The organism is Bradyrhizobium guangdongense, from assembly GCF_006483445.1.
Classification (GTDB): Bacteria; Pseudomonadota; Alphaproteobacteria; order Rhizobiales; family Xanthobacteraceae; genus Bradyrhizobium; species Bradyrhizobium guangdongense_A.
The window spans coordinates 26,795-38,168 of the sequence record NZ_PPPT01000205.1 but is presented as its reverse complement, the minus strand read 5'-3'; the positions used below and the strand labels follow the sequence as shown (position 1 = coordinate 38,168).

Below are 11,374 nucleotides of genomic sequence, written 5' to 3'. Positions count from 1 at the left end.
CGCGCTGCCGCTCTATCACATCTTCGCATTGACGGCGTGCTACCTCTTGGGCGTCCGTTCCGGCGGCACCAATCTCCTGATCCCGAATCCGCGCGACATGGCAGGCTTCGTCAAGGAACTGCAGAAGTACCAGGTGAGCTTCTTCCCTGCCGTCAACACGCTCTACAACGGCCTCCTCAACACACCCGGCTTCGACAAGCTCGACTTCTCGAAGCTGAAGATCAGCAATGGCGGCGGCATGGCCACCCAGAAGCCGGTCGCCGAGAAATGGCTGAAGGTCACCGGCTGCACCTTGTCGGAAGGCTATGGCCTGTCGGAGACCTCGCCGACGCTGACCTGCAACCGGGCCGACATCGAGCAGTTCTCGGGCACGATCGGTCTGCCGGTGCCGTCGACCGATATTTCGATCCGCGACGACGACGGCAACGAAGTGCCGCTCGGACAATCCGGCGAGATTTGCGCCAAGGGCCCGCAGGTCATGTCCGGCTACTGGAACCGTCCGGACGAGACCGCGAAGGTGATGACGGCGGACGGCTATTTCCGCACCGGCGACATCGGCGTGATGGACGAGAAAGGCTACACCAAGATCGTCGATCGCAAGAAGGACATGATCCTGGTCTCCGGCTTCAACGTCTATCCGAACGAGGTCGAGGAAGTGATCGCGAGCCATCCGGGCGTGCTCGAATGCGCCGTGATCGGCATTCCCGATTCCAAGTCGGGCGAGGCGGTCAAGGCGTTCGTGGTCAAGAAGGATCCGAACCTCACGGCCGAGGACGTCATCAAGTTCTGTCACGAGCAGCTCACCGGCTACAAGGTGCCCAAGCACATCGAGTTCAGGACCGATCTGCCGAAGACCAATGTCGGCAAGATCCTGCGCCGCGAGCTGCGCGACGAGAAGAAGGCTCAAGCGGCGTAAGCGGCCTGCGCCTGTTGTGTCCAGCATGAGTGACGCAACGCCTGCCGGCATCCTCGCCTTCTGGCGAGAGGCCGGCAGCGAGCGTTGGTACACGCGCGACGACGCCTTCGATACCGAAATCCGCGAGCGCTATCGGGACCTGTGGCGCAGGGCTGCCGCAGGCGAGCTGTCCTCGTGGGAAGACAGCGACGACGGCGCACTCGCGCTCGTCATCGTGCTCGACCAGTTTCCCCGCAACATGTTTCGCGGCGACCCCCGCACGTTCTCGACCGATGCGCTGGCGCGCGAGGTGGCGCATCGCGCGATCGGCCGCGGGGTCGACACACGGATCGATCCGACCTTGCGCGAATTCCTCTATCTGCCCTTCATGCATTCGGAGCATCTCGGCGACCAACTGCACTGCGTGGCGCTGTTCCGGGCGATCGACAGCACCGAGAATCTGAAATACGCCGAGGAGCATGCCGACATCATCCGCCGGTTCGGCCGCTTCCCTCACCGCAACCCCGTGCTCGGCCGCGCCATGACCGCCGAGGAGCAGGATTTCCTCGACAAGGGCGGCTTTACCGGGTGATGACATCACGGTGAAGGGCGGCCAGCCGCTTGCGCTTTGGGCATCGGCAATATTGTGCAGGCCCGCCGCCCGGTCTACAAAGCGGAACCGAATTTTTGGGAGAGAGTACGATGGCGATCCAAGTTGGCGACAAGCTGCCCGATGCGAAATTCCGCGTGATGACGGCCGATGGCGTGCAGGTCAAATCGACCGAGGACATCTTTGGCGGCAAGAAGGTTGCGCTGTTCGCGGTGCCCGGCGCCTACACCGGCACCTGCCACAAGATGCACCTGCCGAGCATCTTCCTCAACGCCTACGCCATGAAGGACAAGGGCGTGAACACGATCGCGATCGTCTCGGTCAACGACGCCTTCGTGATGAACGCCTGGAAGCGCGACACCGACCAGCGCGACGAGGCGATCTTCCTCGCCGACGGCAATGCCGACTTCACCAAGGCGATCGGCATGGAGCTCGACGCCTCCGGCAACGGCCTCGGCATCCGCTCCAAGCGCTACTCGATGCTGATCGAGAACGGCGTGGTGAAGAAGCTCAACCTCGAAGCCATGCCCGGCAAGGTCGAAGTCTCCGGCGGCGATACGCTGCTCGGGCAGCTCTGAGCTTTCGCGTCACCGCAAAGCCGACAACCGCGTCATGCCCGGGCTTGTCCCGGGCATCCACGTTCTTGGTGAAGCGCAGTAAGTCGTGGATGGCCGGGTCGAGCCCGGCCATGACGAGTGGAGGGACCAGCGCGCCTTACCTACTCGTTCACCCGCGTCTGCATCCGCGCCATCGCAACCCCGTCGCGCGCCAATTGATCCGCGCGTTCGTTTTCGGGATGGCCGGCGTGGCCCTTGACCCAGTGCCAGCGGACTTCATGCGCTTTCAGCGCGGCATCGAGGCGCTGCCATAGCTCGACGTTCTTGACCGGCTTCTTGTCGGCGGTGCGCCAGCCGTTGCGCTTCCAGCCGTGGATCCAGCCGGTGATGCCCTGCCGCACATACTGGCTGTCGGTGTAGAGATCGACCGTGCAGGGCTTTTTCAGCGCTTCCAGCGCCGAGATCGCCGCCATCAACTCCATTTGGTTGTTGGTGGTATGGCGCTCGCCGCCGTTCAGCTCCTTCTCCTTGTCGCCGAATTTCAGGATCGCGCCCCAGCCGCCGGGCCCGGGATTTCCCGAGCAGGCACCGTCGGTATAGATCGTGACGACGGGACGCTCGCTCACGCGACCAGTCCTGACGGCATCAGCCCGTAGTCGCGCACGCTCGTCACGCTCTGGTGGAAGCGCAACTTGCGGACATATTCCAGTGGATCCTTCGGCCGCACCAATGCCCCGGGCGGCACGTTGAGCCAGTCGACGAGCCGCGTCAGCAGGAAGCGGATCGCCGCCCCCCGCGCCAGGAGTGGCAGCGCCGCCTCTTCCGCCTCCGTCAGCTTGCGCTCGCGGCCATAGGCGTTGAGGAAGGCGCGCGCCTTGGTGACGTTGAAGGAATCGTCACGCTCAAAGCACCAGGCGTTGAGGCAGATCGCGACGTCATAGGCGAACATGTCGTTGCAGGCGAAGGTGAAGTCGATCAGGCCGGAGAGCTGGTCGCCGAGGAAGAAGACGTTGTCGTTGAAGAGATCGGCGTGGATCACGCCCTCAGGCAGGCTCGTTGGCCAGACGCCGCTCTCGAGATAGTCGAGCTCGGTTGAGAGAAACCCGCGCAAGCCCGGCTGCACCTCGTCGGCGCGTGTGCTCGCCGCATCGAACAGCGGACGCCAGCCGGAGACGGAGAGCGCGTTCGGCCGCCGGATCGCAAAGTTGCGCCCGGCCAGATGCATCTTCGCCAGCGCCTGGCCGACGCCGGCACAATGCGTGGCGTTCGGTTTGCGCGGCCAGACGCCTTCGAGGAAGGTGATGATGACAGCCGGCCGCTCCGCGAGCTCGCGCAGCGCCTCGCCGTCCTTGCCCTTCACGGGCAGCGGGCAGTTGATGCCGTGCTCGGCGAGATGCGTCATCAGCCCGAGGAAGAACGGCAAATCGTTCTTCGCCACCCGCTTCTCATAGAGCGTGAGGATGTACGACCCCTTGCTGGTGTGCAGCAGGAAGTTCGAATTCTCCACGCCCTCGGCGATGCCCTTGTAGGACAGGAGATCGCCGAGATCGTACTGGGTCAGGAATTCCGCGAGGTCGTCGGCGGCGACGTCGGTATAGACCGCCATAAACGACTACTCGGCGGCGGCTTCGGGGCGCAGCGAGCGCGGCAGCGGGAAGAACTCGTTCTCCTCCGCGGCCGAGACCGTCTCCACATGCAGCGTGAAGCGCTCGGCGAAGGCGTCCATGATCTCCTCCACGATCACCTCCGGCGCAGACGCGCCCGCGGTGATACCGAGGCTCTTGATATTGGCGAACCGCTCCCAGTCGATCTCGGCGGCGCGCTGCGCCAGCACCGCGACCTTGCAGCCCTCGCGCTCGGCAACCTCGCGCAGGCGCTGCGAGTTCGACGAATTGGGAGCACCGACAACAATGAGCGCGTCGACCACCGGCGCCACCTTCTTCACCGCAAGCTGGCGGTTGGTGGTGGCGTAGCAGATGTCTTCCTTGTGCGGCCCGTTGATGTTCGGGAAGCGCTCCTTCAGAAGCGCAACGATCTCCGCGGTGTCGTCGATCGACAGCGTGGTCTGGGTCACGAAGGCGAGGTTGTTGGGATCCTTCGGCGCCACGGTCTTGGCGTCCTCGGCGGTCTCGATCAGGGTCACGGCGCCGACCGGCAACTGGCCGAGGGTGCCGACCACCTCGGGGTGATGGGAGTGGCCGATCAAGAAGATCTCGCGGCCACGCTTGAAGTGGATGGCGGCCTCGCGGTGCACTTTGGTGACCAGCGGACAGGTCGCATCCAGCGAAAACAGGTTGCGGGACTGGGCGTCGGCCGGAACTGATTTCGGCACGCCATGGGCCGAGAACACCACCGGCGCGGTGGTATTTTCCGGGATTTCAGCCAACTCCTCGACGAAGATCGCGCCCTTCTTCTTCAGCCCATCCACGACGTATTTGTTGTGCACGATCTCGTGGCGGACATAGACCGGGGCCCCATAGATGGTGAGGGCACGTTCCACGGTATCGATGGCCCGCACGACCCCCGCACAGAAGCCACGGGGAGAACAAAGCACGATTCTAAGGTCTGGTTTGGCTGACATGAAGCGATCTCGGGACCGAATCACCCCTGGGCCAACAGGCCGGGAACGGTCGGTATGGGACTACGACTTACGGTATTTAACAGGACTTTTGTAGGACTTGGGCCCCCTTTCGGGCGCTGTCAAGGCACTATAGCAGAACCATTGCACCCGGGGCCCCCCAGGGCTTATATAGCGTGAATTCCCGTCATCGCTGATGACCACCGGTTTCGCCTCCAAAGAGGTGGGCGAAGCACAAAGGAGATTTGCCATGAGCAACGCACCTCTGATGCCCAAGGCGACCGCCGTCTGGCTGCTCGATAACACGGCGCTGACCTTCGACCAGGTCGCCGATTTCACCAAGATGCACCCGCTGGAGGTGCGCGCCATCGCCGATGGCGACGCCGCCCAGGGCATCAAGGGCATGGACCCCATTTCCAACGGCCAGTTGACCCGTGAGGAGATCGAAAAGGGCGAGAAGAACCAGGATTACCGGCTCCGCCTCCAGGAGAGCAAGGTGGTGCTGCCGCCCCAGCCCAAGCGCAAGGGGCCGCGCTACACCCCGGTGTCCCGCCGCCATGAGCGCCCCAGCGCCATCCTCTGGCTGCTGCGCAACCATGCGGAGCTTAAGGACGCCCAGATCATGCGCCTGGTCGGAACCACCAAGAGCACCATTGCCAGCGTCCGCGACCGCACCCACTGGAACACGTCCTCGCTGACCCCGATCGACCCCGTCACCCTCGGGCTCTGCTCGCAGATCGAGCTCGACTTCGAGGTGGCGCGCGCCGCCAAGGAGAAGCCGATCGACGCCGCCTATGGCGGCGCCACGCTGCTGCCGGCCTCCGAGACCACCAAGAAGGAGCCGGAATACGAGGGTGCGGAAAAGTCGAGCGACGACCTCAACGTCGACGCCGTGTTCGCCAAGCTCAAGACGCTCGGCGGCAAGAAGCAGGACGACGAGGAGTAATCTTCGCTCCCTCTCAAATCGGTTCAAACGCGGCAGGGCAACCTGCCGCGTTTTTTGTTCGATGTCGTCCTCGCGAAAGCCCTTTACCCCGACTGCATGTTGGCACGGCAAGCGTTTGCAACATGATCCCCTACGATACGGGGTAACGGGTCCTGGATCTGCGCCGCGCTGCGCGGCTTGTCCGGAACGACATTGGGGAGGCGTTCTGCCTCCCCAAAATCACCGGTGTCAGAACTTGTAGGTAACACCGGCGCCGACCAGCCATGGGTCGATATGGGCAGTGCCGGTCACCGGCAGGCCACTGACCGTTGCGGTGTAGTTCGGCCGCAGCCACAGCTTCTTCACGTCGACGTTGAGGCCCCAGTGCCTGTCGAGCATGTAGTCGAAGCCGAATTGCACGGCGCCGCCAAAGGCGTTGCTGACGCTCAGATTGGTGGTGGTCGCCACGATCGCGGGTGGCCCGACGATCGCAGCTGGCGTGTTCGCCGCCGAATTGTTGAAGAACACTGTGTAGTTGATGCCCGCGCCGACATAGGGCTTGAAAGCGCCAAGGTCGGTGAAGTGATACTGCAGTGTCAACGTCGGCGGCAGCAGCGTGGTCTTGCCGATCGGAAGGCTGGCAAGCGAGCCGGTGCCGCTGATCGAGTGCCGGGTCACGCCGAGGATCAGTTCGGCCGCGATGTTCCTGGTGAAGAAATAGCTGATGTCGAGCTCGGGCACGACCTGATTGCTGATCGACAGGCCGGAATTCGGCGACGACAGCGAAGGAACGCCCGCGACATTGACGGTGCTGCCGCCGGCATCCGGGAGCACGCCGAGCGCGCGCAGGCGGATCATCCAGGGATTGAACGCCTCCACCGGCGGCGGCGCCTTGCGATACACCGGCAGATCGGCGGCTTGTGCCGTCGTGAAAGCCCCGCCCAGCGCCGCCGCGAAGGCCAGCGACGCCATCGTCCATTTTATTCTTTGCATTGAAATCCCCATAGCCATGCCGACGCTTCGTTGCGTGACATGTACCGTCACAGCAGAAAGGGGACGGCAAAGTATTTGACGCCGGTCAAATCGGGCATCTCACGCCGCAATTCGATTGCGGCGTTGCAAACGCGTCACGGCAGAAGACAATGCGAGCCAGTCGCGCACTAAACTTCCGCCGGGCATGCCGCGCGCCGGCGGTCGCTCATCGCAGCGAGGACGGACTGGCCGGGGCCTCCAGCTCGCGCAGCGCGGCGTAGGTCAGCGGACACAGATTGCTGCCGTCGAAATAGACGAAGCGCAATCGGCGGCGCCTTGAGACGAAATTGGACGGCAGCGGGTCGTAGCGGAAGGCACCGCCACCAAGATGCGGGGTCAGGCTGCCGACATCGGTGAGCGCGTCGATCTCGACGCGCAGCAGCTTGAGATTTGTGTCGGCGGCCGCGATCTCGAAGGGAATACGGGCAAGGCGCAGGAAGCTGGTGGGATCGGGGGCTTGCAGAAAGCCGTCGACGAAGGCGGCCTCGACCTTGTCGAGGTCGGGCTCCGGTGCGGCGGCGCCGCTCTTCGTGCCGTCGGGCTGATGCGGCGTCTGCCATTGCGCCGGCGCGCGGGCATGCGAATGGTTGTGGCCGGGGCCGTGCGGCAGATGGTCGTGGTCATGATCGTGCGCGTGGTCATGATCATGACCATGGCCGTGATGATGATGCCCGTGATGATGATGGCGATGCATGGCGGACCTCAATACGCGACCGGCTTGTTGATGATCCTCTTGTGGCTGCCAAGCTTGCCATGGGCGACCATGGAGCCCAGCGCCTCCACCACGACACGCACGCCGATCAGCGCGGTGATGTCGGAGGTGTCGTAGGGCGGCGACACCTCGACCACTTCGAGACCGCAGAGGCCCTCGGCGGCGACGAGGCCGAGAATCTTCAGGGCCTCGCGCGGCAGAAAGCCGCCCGGCTCCGGCCAGCCGGTCCCCGGGACGAAGCCGCAGTCGATGGAATCGACGTCGAACGAGATGTAGACCGCGTCGGCGTCCTTCCATGCCAGCTCCAGCGCGATCTCGGCGGTCTTCTCCAGCCCGATCCTCTCGATATCGGCAATGGTGAGGACGTTGGTGTTGCGCTTGCGCGCGACCTCGACGCCCTCGCGCGGCACCTGCCAGCCGCCGATGCCGAGCTGCACGAGGTTGGTCGGCTTGACGTTCGGCAGGTTGGTCGCCCAGTACCAGGGCGTGGTGTGCATACGCTCGTCGAGATCCTTCTCCTGGATATCGATGTGGCGGTCAAAATGGATGATACCGATCCGCTTGTCGGTGCATTGCGCGATGCCGCGCACGCAGGGGAAGCCGATCGAATGGTCGCCGCCGAGCATGATCGGCAGCGCGCCCGACGAGAACACATGCGCGACACCGCGCGAGATCTGGTCAAAACTCTTTTCGAGATTGGCCGGAATGGTGAAGACGTCGCCAGCGTCGCACAGCGTCATCTGCTCGCGCAGGTCGACGCCGAGCTCGTAATTATAGGGCGTGTAGAGCGCCGAGATGCGGCGGATGCCCTGCGGCCCGAAGCGGGTGCCCGGACGATAGGTGGTGCCGGAATCGAAGGGAATGCCGATCACGGCGGCGTCGTATTTGGCGACGTCACGCACGTTCTCGACATAGGGTGCCTTCATGAAAGTGTTGATCCCGGCAAAATGCGGCAGCTCACCGCGCGCGAAGGTCGGGATGTCGCGGTCGGTCAGGCTGTCGGCGCCCGGCAGGCCCATGTCGAGCGCCCATTGCCGCTCCTTGCGCCAGCCGGCACTCGGCAGCCTGCCTTCGGCCTCCAGCGACTGCCAGCCCTGGGTCGCCATCTTGTCGAAGTCGGGATGATGCCGGCGCGCTTGCCGGGGCGCGGCCAAAGAGCCGGCGCGGCGCGCGCGGCGCATGCGGATGTCGGACAACATGGATGGTACTCCCTTTCGTCGTTTCGTCTATGAACGGGCTTCCGCCTCGGCCCTGATGAAGCCCAGCACGGGCACCGCGCCATCGCGGGTGAGGTCGAGGTCGTAGGTGATCCTGGCGCCGAAGCGCTCGGGTGCCTGCGGATCGCGGCGGACGCGGTCCAGCGCAATCAGGCGCGTCGCGAGCCCGAAGGCCTCCTTGATGTCGTGGGTGACCATGACGATGGTCATCTTCAGGTCGCGCCACAACGGCTTGATCAGCGCATGCATCTGCGCGCGCGTGCCGGGATCGAGCGCGCCGAACGGCTCGTCGAGCAGCAGCACGCGCGGTCGCTTGGCGAGCGCCTGCGCGATCGCGAGCCGCTGCTGCATGCCGCCGGACAGCGCGCTCGGATATTTGTCGCGGTGCGGGCCGAGGCCGACCGCCTCGATCAATGCGAGGCTCTGCTCGACCGCCTTGCGTCGAGGCTCGCCGAGCAGCCGCGCGGTGAGCCGACGTTCGGCGAATTCGTAACCCAGCAGCACGTTGCCGAGCACGGTGAGATGCGGAAACACCGAGTAGCGCTGGAACACGATGCCGCGGTCGGGCCCGGGCTCGGCGGGAAACGGCTTGCCGTCAAGCAGGACCGTGCCCTGCGACGGCTTCTCCTGTCCGAGGATCAGGCGCAGGAAGGTGCTCTTGCCGGCGCCCGACGGCCCGACGATGGACAGGAACGTGCCAGAGGCGATCTCGAGATTGATGCGTTCCAGCACGATCTGGTCGCCATATTCGACCCAGATGTTCCTGAAGGAGAGCGTGCTCATCGGCGCGCCTCCTGCTCATAGGCCCAGGGAAAGGCGCGGCGGCCGATGAAGACCAGAGCGAGATCGAAGAGATAGGCAAGCAGGGTGATCCAGGCGACGTAAGGCAGGATCACGTCCATCGACAGATAGCGGCGGACCAGGAAGATGCGGTAGCCGAGGCCGACATCGGCGGCGATCGCTTCCGCCGAGATCAGGAACAGGAAGGCTGGGCCGATCATCAGCCGCATGCACTTGATCAGGCGCGGCATGATCTGCGGCAGCGCCACCCGAATGGCGACCTGCCAGGTCGAACCGCCGAGCGTCTGCGCCTTGATGAGCTGCTCCCGTGGCATGCTCCCGACCTCGAGCGAGAGATCGCGGACCAGCATCGGCGTGACGCCGATGATGATGAGCACCACCTTCGACAATTCGCCGAGGCCGAACACGATGAAGAGGATCGGCAGCACGGCCATGGGTGGAATCATCGAGAGCACGGCGACCAGCGTGCCGAAACTCGCACCCGCAACCGGCAACAGGCCGATCGCAAGCCCCAGCACCAGCCCGACGAGCGCGGAGATGCCGAGCCCGAGCGCCAGGCGCTGGAGGCTCGCCGCAGTGTCGGCCCACAGCACGTATTCGCCGGAGCGCCGGTCGGGCTCGGCGGCGAGCCGCTTGGTCGTCGCGACCATCTCCGAAACCGGCGGCAGCAGCTTGTCGTCCGGATTGGCGGCACGCCGCTCCGCCGAGCCGATCACGTAGACAAGCGCGATCAGCAGGAACGGCAGCAATGCCAGAATGATCCGGCTGCCCCGTGAGGGCACGACGTTCATGGCACGTGGCATCAGGAAGCCTCCACTCCGGACAAACGAGTCGCGCTGGGTATCGGTTCAAGCGACTGCAGCCTGGCCATATCGGATCGACGGGCCGGCCGCGACACTACCTCGCCCCGCATGCGGAACGAGGCAGCGCAACTCCGGCATCCCATCTCGTTCCGTCGAGGCTACAGCTTCCCGTCCGCCGCGAGCTTCATGTAGCTGGGGTCGAAACGGAGCTTGACGTTCTTGGTCGAGCCCAGCGTCTTGCCCGGCGTCTCGATGCCGACGGCATCCTTGGACTTGACGTTCTCGCCGAGCAGATTGTGCTCGAAGCAGAAGCCGCGCACGGTGTCCATGATCTTCGGCAACTCGGGACCGGTCATGAAGGCGACGGCGTCCTTCGGCTCGTAGTACATATAGGTGGTCTTGAGCTGGGCCTCGAAGCCCGCAAGATCGGTGCCCGAGAGCTTGGCCATCGCCTCGCGCGCGGTCTTGCCCTTCTCGCCGCCGTCCTTCATCAGCGCGATGGTCTCGTACCAGATGCCCACCAGCGCCTTGGCGAGATCGGGATTGTCCTTCAGCGTCGTGGTGCTGACGACGAGCAGGTCCTCGATCTCGCCGGGGATCTTGCTGGAATCGTAGACCAGCGTGGCGCCCGGTTCCGCCTTGACCTCGAGGAGCTGCGGATTCCAGGTGACGATCGCAGTCGAGTCCTTGGACTTGGCGGCCGCGACGATGTCGGCATCCGAGGTGTTGACGGTCTTGATATCCTTCTCGGCGAGCTTCACCGTGCCGAGCCCGCGCGCGAGCAGATAGTGCGACACCGACAGCTCGACGAGGTTGATCTTTTGGCCCTTGATGTCGGCGAGCGTCTTGCCCTTCTTGAGCACGACACCGTCATTGCCGTTCGAATAGTCGCCCATGATGATGGCGGTGGTGTCGACGCCACCGGCGGCGGGGATCGTCAACGCGTCCATGTTGGTGACGGTGACGCCGTCGAATTTTCCGGCGGTGTACTGGTTGATCGATTCGACGTAGTCGTTGATCTGGGTGACGTTGATCTTGATGCCGTATTTGTCGGCCCATTTCTTCACGATGCCGGCTTCCGCAGCGTAGGGCCACGGCATCCAGCCGACGTAGATCGTCCAGGCGATGTTGAATTCTTTTTTCTTCTCGGCGAGCGCGGGCGACGTCGCGGACGTCGCCAGCAGGCCGGTGGCAGCAACGGCAATGAGCAGGTTTTTCAGGGTTCGCATTTCCAGTCCCTCATC

13 protein-coding genes are annotated in these 11,374 nt (G+C 64.3%); 4 read left to right on the top strand and 9 right to left on the bottom strand.

The features are described 5' to 3' along the window. From C2U70_RS27615 to C2U70_RS27605, 3 genes are all read left to right on the top strand, one after another. Window positions 1-916: AMP-binding protein (locus tag C2U70_RS27615; RefSeq protein ID WP_140981787.1), on the top strand; the 916-nt coding region annotated here is incomplete at its 5' end. A 25-nt stretch (window positions 917-941) separates the two neighbouring features. Continuing rightward, window positions 942-1,487 (top strand): DUF924 family protein, encoded by a 546-nt coding sequence (locus C2U70_RS27610; RefSeq protein WP_433960715.1) that lies wholly within the window; start codon window positions 942-944, stop codon window positions 1,485-1,487. A 110-nt stretch (window positions 1,488-1,597) separates the two neighbouring features. Beyond that, a complete protein-coding gene (locus tag C2U70_RS27605) occupies window positions 1,598-2,083 on the top strand; it encodes a peroxiredoxin (protein WP_140981785.1) in 486 nt (161 codons plus the stop codon). 140 nt (window positions 2,084-2,223) lie between these two features. On the opposite strand, the gene rnhA is transcribed toward C2U70_RS27605, so the two are convergent. Genes rnhA through ispH form a run of 3 tightly spaced genes read right to left on the bottom strand, consistent with a single transcriptional unit; the run spans window position 2,224 to window position 4,643 of the window. After that, window positions 2,224-2,688 carry a ribonuclease HI gene (gene rnhA / locus C2U70_RS27595; RefSeq protein WP_140981783.1) on the bottom strand — a complete coding sequence of 155 codons (465 nt, stop codon included), beginning with the start codon at window positions 2,686-2,688 and terminating at the stop codon, window positions 2,224-2,226. Then, window positions 2,685-3,668 carry a homoserine kinase gene (locus tag C2U70_RS27590; protein WP_140981782.1) on the bottom strand — a complete coding sequence of 328 codons (984 nt, stop codon included), beginning with the start codon at window positions 3,666-3,668 and terminating at the stop codon, window positions 2,685-2,687. Before C2U70_RS27590 ends, rnhA begins: the two co-directional genes overlap by 4 nt. Before the next feature lie 6 nt (window positions 3,669-3,674). Further along, the gene (gene ispH, locus C2U70_RS27585; protein WP_140981781.1) at window positions 3,675-4,643 is read right to left on the bottom strand and encodes a 4-hydroxy-3-methylbut-2-enyl diphosphate reductase; all 969 of its coding nucleotides are present in this window, start codon (window positions 4,641-4,643) and stop codon (window positions 3,675-3,677) included. 247 nt (window positions 4,644-4,890) lie between these two features. On the opposite strand from ispH, the gene C2U70_RS27580 reads away from it, so the two are divergent. Continuing rightward, window positions 4,891-5,586, top strand: coding sequence for a DUF1013 domain-containing protein (locus C2U70_RS27580; protein ID WP_186294511.1), 696 nt, complete (start codon window positions 4,891-4,893; stop codon window positions 5,584-5,586). Between the two features lie 228 nt (window positions 5,587-5,814). Here the strand turns inward: C2U70_RS27580 and C2U70_RS27575 are convergent, their stop codons facing one another. From C2U70_RS27575 to C2U70_RS27550, 6 genes are all read right to left on the bottom strand, one after another. Continuing rightward, window positions 5,815-6,558: an OmpW family outer membrane protein gene (locus C2U70_RS27575; protein ID WP_186294510.1), complete on the bottom strand. Its 744-nt coding sequence runs from the start codon at window positions 6,556-6,558 to the stop codon at window positions 5,815-5,817. A gap of 205 nt (window positions 6,559-6,763) precedes the next feature. Beyond that, a complete protein-coding gene (locus tag C2U70_RS27570; protein WP_186294512.1) occupies window positions 6,764-7,207 on the bottom strand; it encodes a hypothetical protein in 444 nt (147 codons plus the stop codon). Window positions 7,208-7,299: 92 nt separating this feature from the next. Further along, window positions 7,300-8,508 (bottom strand): agmatinase family protein, encoded by a 1,209-nt coding sequence (locus tag C2U70_RS27565; RefSeq protein WP_433960714.1) that lies wholly within the window; start codon window positions 8,506-8,508, stop codon window positions 7,300-7,302. 27 nt (window positions 8,509-8,535) lie between these two features. Beyond that, the gene (locus tag C2U70_RS27560) at window positions 8,536-9,309 is read right to left on the bottom strand and encodes an ABC transporter ATP-binding protein (protein ID WP_140981777.1); all 774 of its coding nucleotides are present in this window, start codon (window positions 9,307-9,309) and stop codon (window positions 8,536-8,538) included. Beyond that, complete coding sequence (locus tag C2U70_RS27555) at window positions 9,306-10,130, bottom strand: ABC transporter permease (protein WP_140981776.1); 825 nt, start codon at window positions 10,128-10,130, stop codon at window positions 9,306-9,308. The genes C2U70_RS27560 and C2U70_RS27555 overlap by 4 nt, the downstream gene beginning before the upstream one ends. A gap of 158 nt (window positions 10,131-10,288) precedes the next feature. Next, on the bottom strand, window positions 10,289-11,359 hold the full coding sequence (locus tag C2U70_RS27550) for a putative urea ABC transporter substrate-binding protein (RefSeq protein WP_140981775.1): 1,071 nt from the start codon (window positions 11,357-11,359) through the stop codon (window positions 10,289-10,291). Window positions 11,360-11,374: the final 15 nt, after the last annotated feature.